At 70.0% G+C, this 21305-nt stretch carries 20 protein-coding genes; 14 read left to right on the top strand and 6 right to left on the bottom strand.

Annotated features, from left to right (window positions below):
* The first annotated feature begins 86 nt into the window (after positions 1–86).
* A complete protein-coding gene (locus OO62_RS00725; protein WP_206738458.1) occupies positions 87–2021 on the top strand; it encodes a B12-binding domain-containing radical SAM protein in 1935 nt (644 codons plus the stop codon).
* Positions 2018–3865, top strand: a complete 1848-nt coding sequence (gene leuA / locus OO62_RS00730) for a 2-isopropylmalate synthase (protein ID WP_206738457.1) — start codon at positions 2018–2020, stop codon at positions 3863–3865. Before OO62_RS00725 ends, leuA begins: the two co-directional genes overlap by 4 nt.
* 114 nt (positions 3866–3979) lie before the next feature.
* Here the strand turns inward: leuA and cynR are convergent, their stop codons facing one another.
* The gene (cynR, locus tag OO62_RS00735; RefSeq protein ID WP_033265099.1) at positions 3980–4885 is read right to left on the bottom strand and encodes a transcriptional regulator CynR; all 906 of its coding nucleotides are present in this window, start codon (positions 4883–4885) and stop codon (positions 3980–3982) included.
* A gap of 129 nt (positions 4886–5014) precedes the next feature.
* Here cynR and OO62_RS00740 point away from each other — a divergent pair, with 129 nt between their 5' ends.
* From OO62_RS00740 to OO62_RS00750, 3 genes are all read left to right on the top strand, one after another.
* The gene (locus OO62_RS00740; protein WP_033265100.1) at positions 5015–5617 is read left to right on the top strand and encodes a carbonic anhydrase; all 603 of its coding nucleotides are present in this window, start codon (positions 5015–5017) and stop codon (positions 5615–5617) included.
* Positions 5618–5785: 168 nt separating this feature from the next.
* Positions 5786–6256, top strand: a complete 471-nt coding sequence (gene cynS, locus OO62_RS00745; RefSeq protein ID WP_033265101.1) for a cyanase — start codon at positions 5786–5788, stop codon at positions 6254–6256.
* A 92-nt stretch (positions 6257–6348) separates the two neighbouring features.
* A complete protein-coding gene (locus OO62_RS00750) occupies positions 6349–6846 on the top strand; it encodes a nucleoside deaminase (RefSeq protein ID WP_033265102.1) in 498 nt (165 codons plus the stop codon).
* A 68-nt stretch (positions 6847–6914) separates the two neighbouring features.
* On the opposite strand, the gene OO62_RS00755 is transcribed toward OO62_RS00750, so the two are convergent.
* Complete coding sequence (locus OO62_RS00755; protein WP_033265103.1) at positions 6915–7370, bottom strand: DUF5946 family protein; 456 nt, start codon at positions 7368–7370, stop codon at positions 6915–6917.
* A 158-nt stretch (positions 7371–7528) separates the two neighbouring features.
* On the opposite strand from OO62_RS00755, the gene OO62_RS00760 reads away from it, so the two are divergent.
* Complete coding sequence (locus tag OO62_RS00760; RefSeq protein ID WP_033265104.1) at positions 7529–8002, top strand: carboxymuconolactone decarboxylase family protein; 474 nt, start codon at positions 7529–7531, stop codon at positions 8000–8002.
* A gap of 133 nt (positions 8003–8135) precedes the next feature.
* Here the strand turns inward: OO62_RS00760 and OO62_RS00765 are convergent, their stop codons facing one another.
* Positions 8136–8744, bottom strand: a complete 609-nt coding sequence (locus tag OO62_RS00765; RefSeq protein ID WP_033265105.1) for a TetR family transcriptional regulator — start codon at positions 8742–8744, stop codon at positions 8136–8138.
* Positions 8745–8880: 136 nt separating this feature from the next.
* Here OO62_RS00765 and OO62_RS00770 point away from each other — a divergent pair, with 136 nt between their 5' ends.
* Positions 8881–9729 (top strand): class I SAM-dependent methyltransferase, encoded by an 849-nt coding sequence (locus OO62_RS00770; RefSeq protein WP_033265106.1) that lies wholly within the window; start codon positions 8881–8883, stop codon positions 9727–9729.
* Between the two features lie 109 nt (positions 9730–9838).
* A complete protein-coding gene (locus OO62_RS00775; protein WP_033265107.1) occupies positions 9839–10069 on the top strand; it encodes a hypothetical protein in 231 nt (76 codons plus the stop codon).
* A 123-nt stretch (positions 10070–10192) separates the two neighbouring features.
* Here OO62_RS00775 and OO62_RS00780 read toward each other — a convergent pair whose 3' ends face one another.
* Positions 10193–11038, bottom strand: coding sequence for a hypothetical protein (locus OO62_RS00780; protein WP_241691863.1), 846 nt, complete (start codon positions 11036–11038; stop codon positions 10193–10195).
* Between the two features lie 400 nt (positions 11039–11438).
* On the opposite strand from OO62_RS00780, the gene OO62_RS00785 reads away from it, so the two are divergent.
* Positions 11439–11843, top strand: a complete 405-nt coding sequence (locus tag OO62_RS00785; protein WP_033265108.1) for a hypothetical protein — start codon at positions 11439–11441, stop codon at positions 11841–11843.
* A gap of 178 nt (positions 11844–12021) precedes the next feature.
* Here the strand turns inward: OO62_RS00785 and OO62_RS39400 are convergent, their stop codons facing one another.
* Both OO62_RS39400 and OO62_RS00790 read right to left on the bottom strand, forming a co-directional pair.
* Entirely contained in the window at positions 12022–12369 is a 348-nt protein-coding gene (locus tag OO62_RS39400; protein WP_129322934.1) for a hypothetical protein, read from the bottom strand.
* 188 nt (positions 12370–12557) lie between these two features.
* Positions 12558–13265: a TetR/AcrR family transcriptional regulator gene (locus OO62_RS00790; protein ID WP_164993246.1), complete on the bottom strand. Its 708-nt coding sequence runs from the start codon at positions 13263–13265 to the stop codon at positions 12558–12560.
* Positions 13266–13406: 141 nt separating this feature from the next.
* On the opposite strand from OO62_RS00790, the gene OO62_RS00795 reads away from it, so the two are divergent.
* From OO62_RS00795 to OO62_RS00815, 5 genes are all read left to right on the top strand, one after another.
* Positions 13407–14849, top strand: a complete 1443-nt coding sequence (locus OO62_RS00795; protein ID WP_033265109.1) for an MFS transporter — start codon at positions 13407–13409, stop codon at positions 14847–14849.
* A 353-nt stretch (positions 14850–15202) separates the two neighbouring features.
* Positions 15203–16978 (top strand): ABC transporter ATP-binding protein, encoded by a 1776-nt coding sequence (locus OO62_RS00800; RefSeq protein WP_398742071.1) that lies wholly within the window; start codon positions 15203–15205, stop codon positions 16976–16978.
* Entirely contained in the window at positions 16978–17676 is a 699-nt protein-coding gene (locus OO62_RS00805) for an iron-dependent transcriptional repressor DtxR (protein WP_033265264.1), read from the top strand. Before OO62_RS00800 ends, OO62_RS00805 begins: the two co-directional genes overlap by 1 nt.
* Entirely contained in the window at positions 17673–19388 is a 1716-nt protein-coding gene (locus tag OO62_RS00810) for an ABC transporter ATP-binding protein (protein WP_033265110.1), read from the top strand. The genes OO62_RS00805 and OO62_RS00810 overlap by 4 nt, the downstream gene beginning before the upstream one ends.
* A 274-nt stretch (positions 19389–19662) precedes the next feature.
* On the top strand, positions 19663–21225 hold the full coding sequence (locus OO62_RS00815) for an alpha/beta hydrolase (RefSeq protein ID WP_051732444.1): 1563 nt from the start codon (positions 19663–19665) through the stop codon (positions 21223–21225).
* The last annotated feature ends 80 nt before the right edge of the window (positions 21226–21305 follow it).

Genomic DNA, 21305 nt, shown 5'->3' on the forward strand with positions numbered 1-21305 from the left:
TTTTGTGCCGTCCCACCGGATCCAGCGCGTCATCCATGTCCGCGTTCCGGGCCGAAGTCCCGGAGAAATCGGAATCCGGAGGGCTGATGACCACCCATGCCATGGAAAAGGTGTATTCCGGGGACGGCGCCGTACGGCTGCATCGCGCCGGGGAAGAGACCGACCCCGACGCCTTCCGGGCAAGGCGGCGCACGCGAAGAAAACGCCTTGCCGAGCAACTGGCCGACGGCAGCGCGAAAACCCGGTATTTTCCGGTGCTGTCCGTTCTCGCACCCGTCATGACCCAGTCCGAGGGGGAAATCACCTACCCCGGCGACCCGATGTGCCTCTACACGGCGCTGAGCCTCGCCGTGCACCGCGCGGTGGCGGACGCCGGGCCGCTGGCGGACGCCACGCACTACAGCGACCTCGCGCCCGAATGGACCCGGTTCCCGGACAAGACCTACCGGCTCTCCTCCGGCGACGACGGATACCGGTCCTACGGCACCTCCCCGAACACCGACCAGACCGTCTTCGACCCCCGGGTCTGGGACGACGACGCCCGCGCGCGCTGGACCCGCCTGCTGCGCGAGGTCCGCCCCCGGGTCGTGCTCATCAGCGCCGTCTCACCCGCGCACCGCTACGCCCTGCAGATCGCGGAACTGGCCAAGCGCGAGGTCCCCGACACCTTCGTGATCCTCGGTGGCCGGCACGTCGACGAAACCACCGCGGTCACCCCCGACGGCCGGGCCCTGCTCCTCAAGCCCAGCAGCACCCTGGCCGTCATGCAGGAGGGCAAGGCACCCCGCGTGGTCGACGCGGTCGTCAGCGGCGAGGCGTACCACGCGGTGGACCTCCTCATGCGGGCCCTCGCCCTGGCCACCGACCTCGACCGGCGCCGGGTGGACCGCGACCAGGTGCTGCCGTGTCTTCAGGGGCTGCTCGCCGAGGAAGGCCCCGGCGCAGGCAGCTCCCTCATCGCCCTGACGACCACGGACGCCGTCGACGCCGTGCCGCTGCGCGGCCGCGCGCTCGACCTCGGCTCGCTGCCCTCGCCGTACGCGGCCTTCGCGATCCGCTCCCGCTTCCCGATCTTCACCCGCCCGGAAACGGCGGAGCCGCTGCGCACCGCGCACTTCATGGTGTCCAACGCCTGTCCCTACCGCTGCAATTTCTGCTCCGAATCCGCCCAGTTGAGCAACGGCCTCAAACGGTTCAAGGACGATGCCATCGGCACCGCGGTACAGCGGGTCTGCGAATACCTCAGCTACGGCGCCGAATCGCTCTTCTTCGACGACTCGGTCTTCTGGAGCGGCCGCTACCGCGACATCGGGAATTTCTGCGACGAACTCAGCCGCATCCGCCGCACCCCGCCCGAATCCCTCGACCCGCGATACCGGCAATTCCTCGCCGACGAGGACGACGTCGAGCGGCTGCGCGGACTCCAATGGGGCGCTCAACTCACCGTCGACACCCTCGTTGCACTCCATTCCGCCGACGCATCGGCCGACATCCTTCGGAAGATGAAGGAAGCCGGTTGCACCTACGTCTACATCGGCATCGAAAGCATGTCGACGCAGGTCATGGACCATATCCACAAAAACCTCCGGCGGGAGGAAGGAAAGCCCTGGCGGGAAAAGGTCCGGGAGGCCGCCTCACTGGTCAAGGAACAGGGCCTGCAATTGGGCACCTCGGTCCTCTTCGGCCTGGACGGCGAGACCCGGGCCAGCATCGACGAGACGATCCACGAGGTGGGCCGGCTCATCGACGACGAACTGATCGACCTGGCCAGCCCCAACATCCTCACCTATCACCCCGCCACCCCCGTCACCCGCGCCCACGGAATGCACGACCGGCTCGACTACCACTCCCCGCGCATCGACAACCGGAAGCCGTACATCTATTTCGAGGAAGCCTTCCCCGATGTCGTGTCCGTCCTGCTGACCGAGGACGACATCTGGCACATCCATCACGAGACCCAGCACCGCTGGGGCGGCGCCCGCAACGACGCCGCACCGGTCGCCGTCGAGGCCGGCTCATGACGGCAGTCGAGGACCCCGCACCGCCGCACGGAACGACCGTCCCGCGTCTTGCGCACAGGAACGAGGAGAAGCCGATGCCCGCTCCGTATCCGTCCTCCGGTCAGCCGTTGCAGCAGCGCTCGGGCATGCCCACGGAGCGGTACACCGCCTACCCGCCACTCGACCTCCCGGACCGCTCCTGGCCGGCCAAGACCCTCACCCGGGCCCCGCAGTGGTGCGCGGTGGACCTGCGGGACGGCAATCAGGCGCTCGCCGTCCCCATGGACCTCGCACGCAAACGAAAACTGTTCGAACTCCAGGTCCGGATGGGATTCAAGGAGATCGAGGTCGGTTTCCCGGCGGCCAGCAGGACCGACTTCGATTTCATCCGGCTGCTCATCGAAGAGGACCTGATACCGGACGACGTGGCCATCCAGGTCATCATGCCGGCCCGCGAGGAACACATCCGCCGCACCTTCGACTCCCTGGCCGGGGCGCGCCACGCCGTCGCCCACCTCTACCACTCCACCTCGTGCCTCCAGCGCGAGGTCGTGTTCGGCATGGACCAGGCACAGATCAAGGACCTGGCGGTCCGCAGCACCCGGCTGTGCAAGAAACTCGCCGAGGAGAGCGGTAATCCCGGCATCCGGTACGAGTACTCACCGGAATCCTTCACCGGCACCGAACTGGACTTCGCCCTGGAGATCAGCAACGCGGTCGCCGACGTGTGGGACCCGGACCCCGAGCACAAGATGATTCTCAACCTCCCTGCCACCGTCGAACTGTCGACGCCCAACATCTACGCGGACCAGATCGAGTGGATGCACCGCCACCTCGACCGCCGGGACTCCCTCATCCTCTCCATCCACCCGCACAACGACCGCGGCACCGCCGTCGCCGCCGCCGAACTCGCCTGCCTGGCCGGGGCGGAACGCATCGAGGGCTGCCTCTTCGGAAACGGCGAACGCACCGGCAACGTCGACCTCGTCACCCTCGGACTCAACCTCTTCACCCAGGGCGTCGACCCGATGATCGACTACTCGGACCTCCCCGGCATCGCCGCCACCGTCGCCCACTGCAACCGGCTGCCGGTGCACCCGCGCCACCCCTACGGCGGCGAACTCGTCCACACCGCCTTCTCGGGCTCCCACCAGGACGCCATCAAGAAGGGCTTCGAGGCCCTGGAACGCACGGCCGCCACCACCGGCACGCCGCTGTCCCAGCTCCCGTGGGCCGTGCCCTATCTGCCGATCGACCCCAAGGACATCGGCCGCGACTACGAAGCAGTGATCCGCGTCAACTCCCAGTCGGGAAAAGCGGGTTCGTCCTACCTCCTGAAAACCGAGTACCACCTGGACCTGCCCCGCCCGCTCCAGGCGGAATTCGCGGGGATCATCCAGGAACACACCGACGGCGCCGACGGGGAACTGACCGCCCGCGAGGTGTGGTCGGTCTTCCGCACCACCTACCTGGAAGCCACCCGGCCGCTCCACCTCGTCGACCACACCCCGCAGCCGACCGACGACGGCACCCGCCACGCCCTCACCTGCACCCTGCTGGCCGACGGCGCCACGGTGACCCTGCACGGCACCGGCACCGGCCTCGCCGACGCGCTGCTCGCCGGCCTCCCGTCGCTCCCACCCACCGACGGCTTCGACTACGCCGGCCTCACCGTGGGTGACGTCCACCAGCACCCCCTCCCCGCCGAGGACGGCCGGAGCCCCCAAGCCGTCGCCTACGTCCGGATCGACCACCACCAGCGCTCCACCTGGGGCGCCGCGATCCGCGCCGACTCCGGCACGGCAACCCTGCACGCCGTCCTCAGCGCGGTGAACCGGCTCCACGCCCACAACTCCGCCGACTGACCGCCGCCCGCCACCGATCGGGGCTTTCCGCCCGGGCCGGAAACCAGACCCTCCGGTTTCCGCCCCGGCGGTGCCCCCGGTCCGACTGCCGGTGCTCACCGGTGCCGGTCGGGGTCAGTCCAGCGTGAAGCCATGGGTGTGTACCCACTGCGTTGCCTGCTGGACGAAGGCGTGGGTGGCGGCGCTCTGGTAGGTGCTTTCGCGGCGTAGGAGGGTGACGGTGCGGGAGGGGAGTGGGGGAGTGAGGGGGACGGGGGTGAGATGGGCGTGGTCGCGGGTGATGGCGTCGGGCAGGACGGTGGCCAGTGGGGTGCGGGTGACGATTTCGGTGAGGGCGTTGATGGAGTTGGCCTCGACCGCGATCCGGGGCTGGACGTGATGGACGGCGAAGTGCTCGTCGATGTGCCGACGGGTGGCGAAGTCCCCACTCAGCAACGCGAGATGACGCTCGCGCAGTTCCGCGACCGGTAGTGGGCCCGCCTGACCGGCCCGGGGGTGGTGAGGGCCGACGACGAGGCTGAGGGTTTCGGTGAACATCGGGGTGGATTCGATGCCAGGCAGGTGCGTGGCGCTGAAGGCGAAGCCGAGGTCCAGGCGGTCGTCCAGGAGGTCTGCTTCGAGACGGTCCTGCGTCATTTCGCGGACGTCCAGGGTGATGCCGGGATGGCGGTCGTAGAAGCCGGCGACGAGCGGGCCGATGAGGTAGGCGGTGAAGGTGGGGGTGACGGCGAGGCGGAGGTGGCCCCGGGACAGGTCCTGGACGTCCACCACGGCCCGCTCCCCGGCCGCCAGGTCCCGTAGGGCGCGCCGGGCGTAGTGGACATAGGCCGCGCCGGCGTCGGTCAGGCGTACGGTACGGCCGGTGCGGTCCAGCAATTGCACGCCAAGGGCTCTCTCCAGCTGCCTGACCTGCTGGGAAAGGGTGGGCTGGGCGATCCGCAGTTCTTCGGCGGCGCGGGTGAAGTTGGCGTGCTCGGCGACCGCGAGCAGGTAGCGCAGATGACGCAGTTCCGGCTTCATGAAGGAAGACTATAGATGTCATCGATGGCAGCTAGAGATATTGCGTCTTGGACACTATAGGAGCAGGTCATGCACAGTGAATGACGTCGGGCCCCACCGACAGCCCCGAACGAAAGGGACACCCGGGTCATGCGTCATCTCGCCGAGGGGATCCACCGCTTCCAGCGCGAGGTCTTCCCCGACAAGTCCGGGCTCTTCGCCCAGCTGGCCACCACCCACCAGCCCGGCACGCTCTTCATCAGCTGCTCCGACGCCCGCGTCGTGCCCGAGCTGATCACGCAGGCCGATCCCGGCGACCTGTTCGTCATCCGCACCGCCGGCAACCTGATCCCTGCCTACGCCCCCGGCTCGGACGGCGTGGTCGCCGGCATCGAGTACGCGGTGGCCGTGCTGGGCGTGAAGGACGTCATCGTCTGCGGGCACTCCTCCTGCGGCGCCATGACCGCCCTCGCCGAGGGCCACGATCTGACCGGAGCGCCGGCCGTCGCCGACTGGCTGCGCCACGCGGACGCCTCCCGGGCCCGCATCGCGGCCGACACGACGGACGAGGAGAAGGTGCCGGCGCTGGTACGGGCGAACGTCGCCGCGCAGGTGGCGAACCTGGCCACCCACCCGTCGGTGGCCCGCGCCCTGGCCGAGGGCAACGTACGGCTGCACGGCTGGGTCTTCGACATACCCACCGGCACCGTCGAAGAAGTCGACGACGCCACGCGCCCGGCCCCCGCGGCCTGACCAACCCCTCCCCTTTTCCTCACCCGCCCGGGCCTTCCCTGGTCCGACTTTCCCTGGTCCGACCTGCCCTGCCCCGCCCTGCCCTGATCCGGTGCCCGGTCTCCCGGGGCCGTCACGACGTCCTGCCTCCCTCCCCCGGGGGCGGGCCATCCGAAAGGAAGCATTCCCATGGTGCACGCCCAGTTCGACAACAGCGCCCGTCAGCAGCTCGCGATCGCCGCGGTCGAGGCCAAGACCCGCCGCGACGTGTCCTGGCAGCAGCTCGCCGACGCCGCCGGCCTGTCCGTCGCCTTCGTCACCGCCGCCGTCCTCGGCCAGCACGCCCTGCCGCAGCAGTCCGCCCAGGCCGTCGCCGAGCTGCTCGGCCTGGACGACGACGCGGTGATGCTGCTGCAGACCATCCCCACCCGCGGTTCCCTCGACGGCAGCATTCCGACCGACCCGACCATCTACCGCTTCTACGAGATGCTCCAGGTCTACGGCACCACCCTCAAGGCCCTGGTCCACGAGCAGTTCGGTGACGGCATCATCTCCGCGATCAACTTCAAGCTCGACGTGAAGAAGGTGGCCGACCCCGAGGGCGGCGAGCGCGCCGTCATCACGCTCGACGGCAAGTACCTGCCCACCAAGCCCTTCTGAGGCACCCCGGCAGAAACAGCACAACGCTCCCGGGGCGGGGCCCTTCGCCAACGCGCTTCCGGCCCCGCCCCTCTCTTTTGCTGGAGGACCCCATGGATTTCGTACAGCGCACCATCGACCTCGCCCGGCAGAACGTCGCCGAGGGCGGCCGGCCGTTCGCCACCGTCATCGTCAAGGACGGCGAGATCCTCGCCGAGTCCCCGAACAAGGTCGCCCAGACCAACGACCCCACCGCCCACGCCGAGATCCTCGCCATCCGTGAGGCGTGCGTGAAGCTGGGCACCGAGCACCTGACCGGCACCACCATCTACGTGCTCGCCCACCCGTGCCCGATGTGCCTGGGCTCGCTCTACTACTGCTCGCCGGACGAGGTCGTCTTCCTCACCACCCGCGACGCCTACGAGCCCCACTATGTCGACGACCGCAAGTACTTCGAACTCGACTCCTTCTACGGCGAGTTCGCCAAGGACTACACCGAGCGCCGCCTGCCGATGCGCCACGAGCCGCGCGAGGACGCCATCGAGGTGTACAAGTTCTGGCAGGCGAACAACGGCGGCGAACGCCGCGTGGCCGGCGCTCCCACCCTCTGACAGCCAACCGAGGGCGACCACCGAGGGATGCCGTGGGCCCGCTCAGCGGCGGGTCACGGCCTCTTCGCTTACGTGCCGCAGCTCCACGCGTCGACCGTCGCGGCGGCCCAGGCCCTGACGCGTTCCGCGAACTCCGAGGAGGGGAACGACCCGTCCACGGCGACGTCATGAATCGTGACGGAGAAACGGGATCGCGGCGCGTCCCGGGGCGGCTGGGCCGGGTCCCGGACGTCGTGTGAAGACCTGCCCTTCACGCGATGGGAGTTGCCACGGCGAGCCTGACCGACGAGCTGGTTCACTTCGTCGAGGCCGCCTGCGAGGTATGCCTGCAGGAGCGCCCAGGCCATCGCGCCGTCGTCGGCGGGAAGCCGACTGGGGTGCTGGAGCAGGAAGCAGGAAACTGAGACGCCGTGCAGCGGCCCCCACGGTGCCTGCCGCGCATGGTCCAACGCGAGCAATGCGTCGAACAGCTCGTCACAGGACCGCGGGCCCATCGGCGCACCGCACTCCGTGCAGGATTCCATGCCCCCTCCTTGACCCTCGGCGTACAGCGTAGCCAGGGCTCCAGCCGTAGAGATGCTCGGCCGACCACGAGACGCACGTCACACTCGGTCATGTCACATCGTGCCGAGCCACTTCCGTCCTAGGTGTGTAGCCACCGAAAACGGTAGAGGAGCACCTCATGGATGCCCGTTTGAACATGTTCGGCAGCCCGATCGCAGGCAAGGTCTGGAAGCACATCATCGCGGCGAACAAGGAGCTCGCGGACTCGTCGCTGCCGGCCGCGACGCAGGAGCTGGTGAAGATCCGCGCGAGTCAGATCAACGGGTGCGGCTTCTGCCTCGACATGCACACCAAGGACGCCGCGGCGGCGGGTGAGAGCGCGGGGCGCCTCAATCTGGTCGCGGCGTGGCGGGAGGCCACGGTCTTCACCGACGCCGAGCGCGCGGCGCTGGAGGTGACGGAGCAGGGGACCCGCCTTGCCGACGCGGCCGGTGGTGTCACCGACGAAGCCTGGGCGAACGCCGCCAAGCACTACGACGAGGAGCAACTCGCCGCCCTGGTGTCCCTCATAGCCCTCATCAACGCCTTCAACCGCGGGAACGTCATCACCCAGCAGCCCGCCGGCGACTACCAGCCCGGCCAGTTCGGATAACGAGGAGTGCCTGGGCCGGGCACGAGGACGCCTGGCCCAGGGGTCTCTCCTGCCCACCGGTCGAGGGCGACGACGCGGACGGACGTGTCCATGAAGGCGAGTGCCGCCCGGACCGGCCTCGGCCCGGCGACGGTCAGCGGGCAGGGCCTTCTTCGGGGGGTGGGCCCAGCAGAGCAGCCACGAGGCGTGTGAGCTGCGGCCGTGAGTCGGGTGTGCCCGGCCAGCTGGTCATCAAGAGGTGATGGGCCGTGCCGACGACGGCGAGAGCCACGGTGCCCGGGGCGACGGTTTCCGCCACCCGGCCGAGCTTGCGTTCGGCCTCCAGGTAGCCGGCGATCGCCTCCTGGATCGCGGTGAAGCCGGGCGCCCCGCCTTCCAGGGCCTCGCGGACGCGCAGGGCGGATGCGGGGCGCGTCATCGCGACGCCCGCGATGACCGGGCCGCCGGAGTCGAGCAGCGCGAGAGCCACGGCGGCGACGTTCGCCGTTACCGAGCCCTCCCCGGCGAGATCGGCGAGTGCCTGTGCCTTGGTGGCCGTACGCGCGAACCGGTCGAGGCAGAGTTCGGCCACGAACTCGTCGAGCCCGGCGAAGTGCGCGTGCAGCAGCCCCTTGGCGCAGCCGGCCTCGGTGGTGATCGCCCGGCTGGTCAGCGCGCCGGGACCGTCCTTCTCCAGGACGCGTTCGGCGGCGGCGAACAGCCGCTCACGTACGTCCGGCGTCGCCACTCCGCGCGGTGACATGGGCCTCTCCCGTGCTGCTGCGGGTCGTTGTCGGGGCGGATCCCCTCGTGGATCTTAACGGTGATTGCCAGTATGGGCGTGTGCCCATACTATTTGGGCGCATGCCCATTCTCGCCGTAGTCACAAGGAGGCACCCGTGCCGAACGTCGTCAACACCGAGCAGGCGCAGGCATGGAACGGACCCGAAGGCACTCACTGGGCCCGCAATCAGGACCGGTGGAACGCCGTGAACGAAGGCTTCAACGAACCGCTGCTCGCTGCCGCCGGGATCACCGGGGCGCACCGGACCCTCGACATCGGGTGCGGCTCCGGCCACACCACGCGGCTCGCCGCGCACCGGGCGCCGGGAGGACGCGCGCTGGGACTCGATCTGTCCGGCCCGATGCTGGCCGAGGCACGCGCCCGCGCGGATCGAGAGGGCATCTCCAACGTCGCCTTCGAGCAGGGGGACGCCCAGGTGTACCCCTTCGCGGCGGGCACGTTCGACTCGGCGGTCAGCCGCTACGGGGTGATGTTCTTCGGCGACCCCGTCGCGGCGTTCGGCAACATCGGCCGGGCGCTGCGGCCCGGCGGGCGCCTGGCGTTCGTCTGCCCGGCCGATGCCGCGCTCAACGGCTGGGTGGATGCCATGGCGGTTCTGCGCGATCTGCTCCCGCTCGGCGACTTCGGGCGGCCCGGGCTACCCGGCATGTTCTCCCTGGCCGCCCCGGACCGTATCCGCGACGTCCTCACCGCGGCCGGATTCACCGGCATCACCGTCAAGCAGGCCCAGAAGTACGGGACGTGGGGGAGCGGGGCCGCGGACGCGGCGGAATTCTTGCTGGCCACGGGCCCCGGCCGGCACCTCATGGGGCAGGTCGGCGCAACGACGCGAGGCCGCGCCCGCCAGGCACTGGAGGCCCATCTGCGCGCCCACGAGACGGCGGACGGCACGGTGCGGCTGCGCAGCACGTCGTGGCTGGTCACGGCGGACCGCCCGGCCTGAGTGCACGGCGCCGCCGAGGCTGCCGGGCCGGCCCCGGTGGTAGCGGTCGAATAACTTCTGCGTCCAGCGGATGTACCAGGGCGGAGGGACCCGGGTAGGTTCAGCCCCCATGGCAGAGGACGTCGTGAACATCGACCGGCAGCAGCTGATGGCGGAGGCGCTCCAGGAATTCGCGGCGCGCAGCGATGAGCAGCTGGACTGGATCCTGGGGCATGTCCGGCATCGCCTCGGCAACGCTCGCCGGATGGGGGTGCCCGTCCCGGCTGACCTGGCCAGCAGGGTCTCGCGACTGTGCGAGAAGCGCAGTTGGCCCCTCGACGAGCCGGAAGAGCGGGCCTGACCTCGTTCTTCGCGGGACCGTCGAGACTGTGAGCGGCTCTCGTGCGCGGCACCGGCGTCCTCGCCCTCACCCCAGAGGCGCTGTGGTTGCGCCCGGCGCCCGGGGGCTTCCGGTATCCGGGGGTCATGACACACCGGTGGGTGTTCGTCCCTCCAGGCGCAGCCAGGTGTTGCCTGCGCGGAGCCAGAGGGATCCGTCGCGGCCTTGGCGGCATCGGCCGACGACGCGGCCGGGCACCCGAAGCCTGCGGCGGCTGGTCACTTTCCAGGTGGTGTCGTCGAGCTCGGCGCGTATGAGCTCGACGGACCGCTTGTTGTGGTGCCGGCGGGTGAGCAGTGCCCGGTTGTCGCGGACGGCGAATCCGTCCGGATCGGGGACAGGGCTGCGATAGCTGGTCACGTCGCCGGTGGACGGAGTGATCCGTGTCAGGTAGGTGCCGCCTCTGCTGCTCCCGGAGTACCAAACGAGCCATACGTGTTCGTTCTGGGTCGCGGTGGTGCAGCCTTCCAGGGGGTGGTCGGGCAGCCGCCCGTCGGGAGCCCAGGACGCCTGGCCCCGGGTGTTCCAGCCGGCGAGGCCCGCGCCGGATTCCGGGTGGCCTCCGTAGATGCCTTCGTCTCCGTAAGCCGTCCAGACGCCTCCGCCGACGTCGGTGACCAGGGCGGGGATGTCGTCGCCGACGTAGAACTCGCGTTCAGGTGCACCCGATGCGGAGAACACCACAGCGTTGGGCCTCCAGACGCCGTCGGTCTCGTTCCGGAACGTACGGCCGCTCACCAGCAGGAATCGGGAATCCGGCAGCAAGGCCAAGTGGCTGGGCCGAATCGGGATGTCCTGCACCAGGATGCGCCGCTCCTCCTGGCCCGTGACGGTGACCAACTCACCGGTGAACGGGACGTCCGGCCCCCATCCGATCCACCCCTTGACGTAGCGGGTGTGATCAAGGTGCCGCCGGTGAACCAACAGCACCGCAAGTTCCCCGGCAGGCCCGACACTCCACCAAAGGGCCCGGCGCCCCCGGACGACATCGGCAGCGGGAAGCCGCCACACGTGGTGCATCGCGGCATCAGAACGGGCAGGCACGGGGCGGAGATTCCTCGGCAGTCGCCTCTGGGACTCCGGGAGCCGAGCTGCCCGAAGAGCGCTACCCTACCGTTCCTCGCCCAGGCCGTGCGCAGTTCCTCCCGGCTGGCCGTACTCCAGGAGCCCTGGCCCGAGCCTGCGGTCATCACTCGTGTCTCCATGGCCCACCGCCCACCCGGAACGTAGGAGTCCGATTTTTCCTGCCACATCCGCCTTGTTGGCTTGATTTCGCCTAGGTAGCCTGTCCGATGATCAACACACCCCCTGCAGGAAGAGGAATCTCCTCATGCGCAACCACACTCGGGCCGGCGTCATACTCGCCACCTCCCTTCTCGCCGCCGCGGGCCTGGCGGCTCCGGCTTCGGCCGGCGAGCGGGCCGGTGCGGTCCGCAACGCGGGCCCCTCCTGCACCTCGCTGTCCAACGGTTCGTTCTGCGTGGGCATCATCGACGGCGGCCACACCGTGAACCTCGTGTACGGGAAGACCGGCGGTTCCGCGGTGACCGTGAAGTTCGGTTACCGGAAGGGCAACACGAAGCACTTCAGCAACGCGTACACCGTCAAGAAGGGCGACACGAAGACGTTCAAGTTCAAGAACCTGAACCTGGGCTGCAGCACCATCTACGGGGTCCTGGCGGTCGACGGCCAGGGCGACTTCGAGACGCCGGGTCTGCACAACACCGGCTGCTGACCGGCATCCTCCTCGCCGCCCGGTGCCCACGGCGCCGGGCGGCGCGCGTGTCTCTACGGCCTGTCGTGTTCCGCTGTGCACGGCAACCCGGAGACCGTTCAGGGACAGCCTCGGTAGGTGTCATTTCGGCCGTGCAGGTGCCACATCCTCAAACGTCGATGCCCCTTGGCGTGGGGCGTTACTCGGACTCCGGATGCATCTGGACCCATCGCCCGTTGAGGCGCTTCATCTCCACCCCGTAGTAGGGCGGGGGAGCGTCGGTGCGGCTGTTGGCACGCACGGTTGCTTGCGGCCTGGGGCCGGGGCGCTTTCCGCTTTGCCCCTTCGCTACCTGAGGCTTCTTCTTCGCGTCGCGCTGCCGTAACTCCTCAATACGCCTCAGGAGTTCGGTGCGGCTCATTTGTTTCGTGTTCCGGGCCCGGCCGGGTGGGGCGGCGGAAGCGGGCGGCTCGCCGCCGGCGGGTGGGCGACATGCGCGGTGCGCCGGCCGCCCACCCTTGATGATGACGAGCTTCTTCTTGCCCACCGGCTTACCGCACAGGGCGCAGTGCTTGGGCCTGGAAGCATCAGACACGATCCCCCCGATCGCAAAGCCTCGATGAGAGGGAACGATAGTCGGTCAGGGGCGATTTCGGCCCCGGTGGCGTGTAGTCGTCGCGGAGGATCGCCTACGGCTACGGCTACGGCTACGGCCCGGGCCTTGGACGCTTGCGCTCAGTCGGCGCCATCAGGTTTTGTCGACGTGGCTTGGGCGAGCAGCCCGTCGACGAACGCGCGGAGGCCCTGCGGGTAGATGTCCCGCGCGGCCAGCGCGGCCCATTGGTCGCCGAGGGCGGCCAGGTGGGGCACCCGGGACGCGTCGAACGTCTCGCGAAAGGTGGGGAGTTCGCGGTCGGCCCGCCGGTGCGGGGACCGGGAGCGGACGAGGATCTCGCCGACGGTGTAGTACCAGATGCTGCGGAAGACATCGACGGTCTGCGGGGGCGTGCATCCGTAGTCGTCGGCCGCGGCCACGATGGCTTCGACCATCCACAGTGACGATTCGTCGAGGAGGCCGACGAAACCGTCGGCCGTGAGGACCTCCGCGGCCCACGGCCAGGCCGCGAGGGCATCGTGCATCGCGGTGGCGGCCGCCACGATGCGGTCCCGTGGGTCGCTGGGAAGTCGGGGGCGTTCGATCTCGCCGATGTAATGGTTGAGCAGGAGGACCAGTAGGTCGTCCTTGCCCTGGATGTGGTGGTACAGGGTCGTCGCCCCGATGCCCATCTCGGCGGCCAGCCGGCGGATGGTCAGTTTCTCCCAGCCGTCCTCGTCGATGAGCCGGCGGGCCGCCGCCAGGATCTGCGCGCGGGAGGTCACGCGCGGCCGGCCGGTACGGCCGTGCGGGGCGGAAGAGAGTGGCGGCGGGGGCGAGGGAGCCATGGATCCATCATGCCGTCCCGCTGCCTCACGTCGCGAAGCCGGTGCGGTTTCGCCCCTTTGGTATTCGACAGCGGCTGGTCCCGTGCTACTTTCGGAACATGTTCGGAAAGTCGGAAGGCAACGCCGAGGACGGAGTCCGCGATGACGCATAGTTCGGATGCTCGACCGGGGCTCACGCTCGCCACGGTGGCCGTCGTGCAGTTCATGGTGTCGCTCGACCTGTCGGTCGTGAACGTCGGACTCCCGCAGATAGCCGCCGGTCTCGGCTTCAGCGCGGTGGGCCTGACCTGGGTGATCCACGCGTACGCCCTCGCTTTCGGAGGGCTGCTCCTGCTGGGCGGCAAAGCCGCCGACCGATACGGCCGGGGGAGGGTCCTGCTGTTCGGGCTCGGCCTGTTCGGTCTCGCCTCGCTCGCCGGCGGTCTCGCCCAGGGACCTGGCCAGTTGGTCGCCGCACGAGCCGCCCAGGGCGTCGGGGCCGCCGCGCTGGCTCCGGCCGCACTGGCGCTGCTGACCGCGACGTTCCCCTCGGGAAGGGCCCGCGTACGGGCCTTCGGAGTGTGGAGCGCGATGAACGCCGCCGGAGGCGCCTTCGGCGTCCTGGTCGGTGGCCTGCTCACCGAGTACGCCAGCTGGCGCTGGGTGATGTTCGTGAACGTGCCGATGGCCGCATGCGCGCTGGCCCTGGCCCGACGCGGCGTCGCCGCCGGCCGGCCGACCGCTCGCGGTGGCCGCCCGGACGTACTCGGTGCCCTCCTGGCCACCGCGGGCATGACGCTGCTGGTGTTCGGCGTCGTCCGCACCGACCGGTATGCGTGGAGTTCGCCGGTCACCCTGACGACGCTGGCGGTCGCCGTCGCGCTCCTTGCCGCGTTCCTCCACGTCGAGCGGACCACCGCCCGCGAACCCCTGATCCGGCTCGGCCTGTTCGCCCACCGCTCGGTCGCCGGCGCGAACGCTTTCAACCTCCTGGTCGGTGCGGCCATGGCCTCGGCCTTCTACTTCGTCTCCCTCTACCTCCAACGCGTCCTCGGGACCGGGCCGGCGCTGACCGGGGTCATGTTCCTGCCGTTCTCCCTCGCAGTGATTGCCGGCTCCGTGCTCGCCGTGAAGCTCGGCTACCGTCTCGCTCCCCGCACCCTTGTGGTCATCGGCGGACTCCTGACCGGGGCCGGGCTCGCCTGGTTCGGCCTGATCAGCCCCAACGGCTCCTTCACCACCGATGTCCTCGGGCCCTCGATCGTCGCCGGCGGCGGATTCGGGCTCTGCCTCGCACCGGTCGTCTCCCTCGCCACCGCCGGTGTCGCACCCCGCGAGACCGGCACCGCCTCCGGCCTGCTCAACAGCTCACGCCAGATCGGCGCCTCCCTCGGACTCGCCGTCCTCGGCACCGCGGCCCACCAGCACACCGGCCGGGTCACCACACCCGGAACCCTCAACGACGGATACGCGCTCGGCCTGACCCTCGGCGCCGCGCTCCTGCTCGTCGCCGTCCTCATCGCGCTCACCGTCCTGCGGCCGGCCGCCTCGCCGACGCGGACCGCGCAGACCGAGGACCGCGACCTGCTTCCCGCCCGCGACTGAACCGGAGGGAGGGGAGGGAAGGGGTGAGGTTCAACGAGGTGTTCCAAGGGCGCGTCACCGGACACCTGGAGCCGAACGCGGAGCGACCCCGCACCCGCACCCGCACCCCGCACCGGCGCCCCGGACGGACCGGGTCACGCGCCACCGCCGGTACCCGGCCGCGACGAGATCAACGAAACGGGAGGACGATGAACGCCACCGACCTTGCCCAGGCGAGGAAACAGCCCGCACCACCACCGGATGCCGACTCCGCAGCGGAACTGCCGCATACCGATTCCGCGGCGGGACAGAGCGTGGCAGGGCTGCTGCGCCCCTATCTCCGGAGTTTCGCCGCCCTTGTCGTCCTGCAGGTCATGGGCGCTGTCGCGGGCCTGGCACCGCTCCTCGCGGTCGTCGAACTGGGCCGGACGCTGTTGTCGCCCGACCCGGTCGATCACGGTCATGTCCGGATGGTCGTGATCGCGGGGGCGGTCGGTCTGTTCGTCCGGCTGCTGTTCACGGCCGCGTCGTCCGGGATCGGCCATCTCCTCGACAACCACGTGCAATTGACGTTTCGCCGGCAACTGGCCGCGCAGCTGGGGCGCGTACCGCTCGGCTGGCTCTCGCAGCGCCGGACCGGCGAGCTGGCCAAGGTGGTGGGGGAGGACGTGAGCGCGGTGCACCCGTTCATCGCCCACACCCCCGGCGAACTCGTCTCCGCCTTCGTGGTTCCGCTGGTGTCGCTGATCTACCTGTTCACCATCGACTGGCGGCTCACGCTGATCACGCTGATACCGGTGGTGCTGGCGGTGGCGCTGGTCCCTCTGATGATGACCCCGGCCCGGCTGCGCGAGCAGGAGGAGTTCGACGAGGCCATGGGACGGATTTCGAGCTCCGTCGTCGAGTTCGTGCAGGGCATCTCGGTGGTCAAGGCGTTCGGCCGGTCGGGGCGCGCCCACCGGAGGTTCCGCACGGCTACGGACGAGTTCGTCGGCATCTTTCGCCGGTGGGTGCACGGCCTCTCCAGGATCGCCGCGGGGATGCAGTTCGTGCTGTCGCCGCCGTTCGTCCTCCTCGTCGTGCTCATCGGCGGTGCGGCTCTGATCACAAGCGGCGGCCTGGCCCCGGCCGACCTGCTGCCCTTCCTGCTGCTCGGCCTGGGCCTGACCGCTCCGGTGGCGGCCCTCGGCCACGGCTTCGACGACATGCAGGCCGCCCGGCGCGCGGTCGGCCGGATCCGGGACGTGCTGGCGGTGCCCTCGCTCCCGGAGCCTGCGCGGCCCGTCGCACCACACGGCCACCGGGTGGAACTGCGGGACGTTCGATTCGGCTACGAAGCCGACCACGAGGTGCTGCGCGGGATCGACCTGGCGCTTGAGCCGGGGACGGTGACCGCGCTCGTCGGAGCGTCAGGAAGCGGCAAATCGACACTGGTTCAGCTGTTGCCGCGGTTCTTCGACCCGACCCACGGTTCGGTCACCCTGGGCGGCGTCGATCTGCGCGAGCTCGGAAGCCGGGAGCTCCACCGGATGGTCTCCTTCGTCTTCCAGGACGTCTCCCTGCTGCGCGCCTCGGTCGCGGAGAACATCGCGCTGGCGGCACCGCAGGCCGGCTTCCACGACGTGGTGCGCGCCGCCCGGCTGGCGAACATTCACGAGCGCATTCTCGAGCTGCCCCGCGGATACGAAACGGTGCTCGGTGCGGACGCCGGACTGTCGGGTGGCGAGGCCCAGCGGATCTCGATCGCACGCGCACTGCTCGCCGCCGCGCCCGTTCTGGTGCTCGACGAGGCGACCGCCTTCGCCGACCCGCAGACCGAACAGGCGGTGCGCCGCGCCCTGGCGACGCCGGAGGGCGACCGGACGATCCTGGTCATCGCCCATCGCCTGGAGACGATCGTCGGCGCCGACACCGTCGCCGTTCTGGAGAACGGGTTGATCGTCGAGCGCGGTGGGCCCGCCGAGTTGCTGAAGCGGAACGGAAAGTTCGCCGAGTTCTGGCGGTCCCACCAGGCGGCGAGCACCGACGAGATCGATCCGGACCGGTCGGCCGAACGAATACGGGCGCAGTCGGCAGACGCTCGGGCGAGGCCGGCAGACGCGCGGGCGCTGTCGGCAGGCGGGCGTGTGAGGAGGGAGGAGCGACGGTGATGACGCACAGCCTGGTCGATCCGACGGAGATGTATCTCCGGACCATTTTCGAGCTGGAGGAGGACGGGGTGGTGCCGCTTCGGGCCCGGATCGCCGAAAGACTTCGGCAGAGCGGGCCGACCGTCTCCGGGACCGTGGCGCGGATGCAGCGAGACGGCCTGGTGCGGGTGGCTGAAGACCGGCGTCTGGTGCTGACGGAACAGGGCCGTCGACAGGCCGTGCGGGTGATGCGCAAGCATCGCCTCGCCGAGTGCCTCCTGGTGGACGTGATCGGCCTTCGCTGGGAGGACGTTCACGTCGAGGCATCCCGATGGCAGCACGTGATCTCCGACGCGGTGGAGAGCCGATTGACGGAGGTGCTCGGACACCCCGCCACCTGCCCGCACGGCAGCCCCATTCCCCGAGGGGAGGAGAGCGGCGCCGGCCGTGCCCCCGTCCTCACCCTGACGCATGCGGCCACCGCCGCGGAGAGCACGGTGACCGTCGTCCGGATCGGCGAGCTGCTCCAGAACGATCCCTGGGTCCTGCTGCGCCTCAAGCGCGCCGGGATTCGGCCCGGTCACACGGTCGCGGTCGCGGCCACCGAGAGCGGGGTGACGGTGACCGGCGGCGAGCAGGCGACGTTCCCCCACGCACTCAGCGATCACATCTTTGTGGCAACCCACGGTGGCCCACTGCAAGGAGACGAGCCCCGATGATTCGCATGCTGCTGCGCGTGCTGGGACACGAGTACGCCCGGCCGACGCGCCGCACCGTGGCCCTGATGACGACGACCGCGATCGCCGAGGGGTTGTCCTACGCACTGCTCGTTCCGGTACTGCGGGCACTGTTCGGTGGCACGCCCGCGGCCGCCTGGCCCCGGCTGATCGCGTTCGGGGCCGCGGTCGCCGCCTACGGTGTGCTGCGCTACCTCAGCGACCTGTCGGGTTTCCGCGTCGGGACCGCGCTGTTGCGCGGCACGTACCGCCGGCTCGGCGACCATCTGGCCCGCTTGCCCCTCGGCTGGTACGGCGCCGGCCGCGTCGGGGAGGTGTCCGTCCTGGCCAGCCGCGGCGTTCTGCAGGCGATGAGCGTGATCGCGCACCTTCTGGCACCGTTCATCTCGGCCTGCGTGACCCCCCTGACGATCGTGGCCGTGATGCTCGCCTTCCATTGGAAGATGGGGCTGACCGCGTTGGCTGCCGCACCGGTCGTGGCGGCTATCCAGCTCCGGACGGGACGCGCGACGGCCGCCGGCGATGCGGAGCGCGCCGCACGCGACCAGGAGGCCGGCGGGCGGGTCATCGAATATCTCCGGGCCCAGCCGGTGCTGCGCGCCGGCGGACGGACCGCCGAACGCTTCCCCTTGCTCGACGAGTCGCTGCGGGAAGTCCAGCGCGTGTCCCGCCGTTCCACCCTGTCGGCACTGCCCGGCGCATGGGCATTGACGCTCACGGTGCAGGCGATGTTCACCGTGTTGTTGGTCCTCGGCGCCTCCCTCGCGCTCGGCGGGAGCATCGGCGCGGCAGAGGTGCTGACGATTCTGGTGCTGGCCGCCCGCTGCGCGGATCCGCTGCTGTCGCTGACGGACATCGGCGGCAAACTCCGCGGCGCGCGTTCCGTCCTAGCGGGACTCGACGCGGTACTGCGCACCGAGCCGCTGCCGGAGGCTCCCGAGCCGGTCCAGCCGCGCCGCCACGACCTGGACTTCGCGTCCGTCACCTTCCGCCACGGCGACCGCCCGGTGATCGACGACGTGTCGTTGTCCGTACCGGAGGGACAGCGGCTTGCCGTGGTCGGGCCGTCGGGTGCGGGCAAGAGCACCCTGCTCCAGCTGCTCGCACGGTTCCACGACGTGGATGCGGGCCAGGTGCGCGTAGGGGGCGTGGACGTGCGCGCCATCAGCACCGAGGTACTGATGGCGCAGTTCGCCATCGTCTTCCAGGACGTCTGTCTCTTCGACGGCACCATCGAGGAGAACGTGCGTCTCGGGCGTCCCGACGCCGACGCATCCGAGGTGCGGGCGGCAGCGACTGCGGCGCGGCTGGACGAGGTGATCGAGCGCCTGCCCGGGGGCTGGGAAACGCATGTCGGCGAGGGCGGCGCACTGCTGTCGGGGGGCGAGCGCCAGCGCGTCTCCATCGCCCGAGCCCTGCTCAAGAACGCGCCGATCGTCCTCCTCGACGAGGTGACCTCCGCACTGGACCCGGTGAACGAGGCCGCCGTCCACGAAGGCATCGAACGCCTGATGGCGGGCCGGACGGTGGTGACGGTCGCGCACCGGCTGCGGACCGTCCGCCGCGCGGATCGCGTCGTCTTCCTGGACCGCGGCCGGATCGTCGAAGAAGGCAGCCACGACGAGCTGCTGCGCCGAGGTGGCCGCTACGCCGATTTCTGGAATCTGTCCCTGACCGCGGCAGAGGGTGCATGAGCCGGCTGCCCTCCGGTCCCAACGGGGGGCTGGCCCTCACGTAGCCCTCGCGGTGCCCCTCATCACCCGACGGGATCACCCGACGGCTACCACCCGCCACGCACCGTGTTCCTGGCCGGTGGCAACCGTAGCGATGCGTGTGCGTTCCGTCGGCGCTGCGTGAATACGGTCCCGACTGTGACGGGGCCAACAGCAGGTTTGCGCCTTTTGTGAGCATGCTTCCCCGGGGGTCAGCGAGAGAGCGAGAACGCCGATGTCCATACCCCGCACATCCATGGCCTTGTCCGCCGGTCTGCTGGCCGTCACCACGTTGGTGGTGACGGCCTCCGGTGCCGGTGGTGCCGCAGCGTCCCCGTCCGGCGACGCCAAGGGCGGGAAGGCTTCCGTCCCGGTGCTGCCCGCGCGCTTCACGCAGCAGAAGGTCCAGTGGACGGCTTGCGGCGCGGACGTCACCCCGAAGGCCGTGCCCGGCGCGGAGTGCGGCTGGGTGAAGGTGCCTGTCGACTACGCCGCCCCGGACGGGCAGACCGTCAAGCTGCGGGTGTCGCGGGTGCAGGCCAAGGACCACAGCCATCGGCTCGGGTCGCTGCTCTTCAACCCCGGCGGGCCCGGCGCCGGCGGCGCGGCCGACGTGGCCGACGGAAACTGGCAGGCCGGTGCGCAGGCGCGGGCCCGCTACGACCTGGTCGGCTTCGACCCGCGAGGCACAGCCGGTTCCGGGCAGATCAAGTGCCCCGACGGCGTGGCGCAGGAACCCGAGAACCCGCCGCGCACCGAGGCGGAAGCCAAGAAGGCGTTCGACGACGGGGCCAGGCGGGCCCGGGCCTGCCAACGGGCGAGCGGCGCTGTTCTCGGGCACATGGACAGCGTGAGCGTCGCGCGCGACATGGATGTGCTGCGTACGGTCCTGGGCGACGCCAAGCTGAACTACACGGGCTACTCCTACGGCACCTTCATAGGCCAGCAGTACATGAAGCTGTTCCCCGGCAAGGTGGGCCGGATGGTGCTCGACAGTGTCGTCAACCCCGCCGCCGACATGCGGCACGTCGCCCGGCTCGACGTCAAGACCTCCGATGACGCGGTGCGGCGCTACGCCCAGAACCTCGTCGCGCGCGAGGACCACCGGCTGGGAGCCACGACCGAGGAGATCCTGCAGAGGCTCACCACGTTCGCCAAGAAGCTGGACCGGAAGCCGCTGCAAGGGGCCGACGGCCAGGAATTCACCAACGCCACCTTGTCCACGTACCTGGGAATGGCGGTGTCGGGCGAAGCGAGCTGGAAGCGACTGACCCCGGCGCTGGCGTCCGCGCTGCACGGCGACGTGACCGCCCTCGATCGTCTTGATGCCGGGGCGCCCGGCGAGAGCGGCGGTGGCAAGAAGCCGACGCCGCAGGAGGAGCAGGCCGAGGAGAACGAGTCCTTGAGCATGTCGGCAGTGCTGTGCCTGGACTCCCCGTCGGCGCCGAAGTCCCCGAAGGAGATGCTCGACACCGCCGACGCGTTCGCCAAGCAGTCGCCGCTCTTCGGCCGTACCTACGCCTGGCAGATGATCGACTGCGCGACCTGGCCGATCGCCCCCACCGGTGCGGCCGCGCCGGTCAAGGCATCAGGCGCGGCGCCGGTGCTGCTGGTGTCGTACACCGACGACCAGCTCACTCCGCTGGCGAACGCGCGGGCGGTACACCGGCAGTTGGACCACAGCTCGCTCCTCGTACGCAGGGGCCAGGGGCACGCGGCGTACGCCTCGGAGCATCCGTCCCCGTGCACCGACCGTGCCGTCGACAGGTATCTCGTCGGGGGAAAGCTGCCGGACAAGACCGTCAACTGCTCGCGTTGAGCAAGCACAGCAACGGCGGAAACCCCGCGCCGTCAGTGCGATAGCGGCGCCCGGGGCGCATCCCTTGCAGAGATCACCGA

Source organism: Streptomyces lydicus, from assembly GCF_000717345.1.
Classification (GTDB): Bacteria; Actinomycetota; Actinomycetes; order Streptomycetales; family Streptomycetaceae; genus Streptomyces; species Streptomyces lydicus.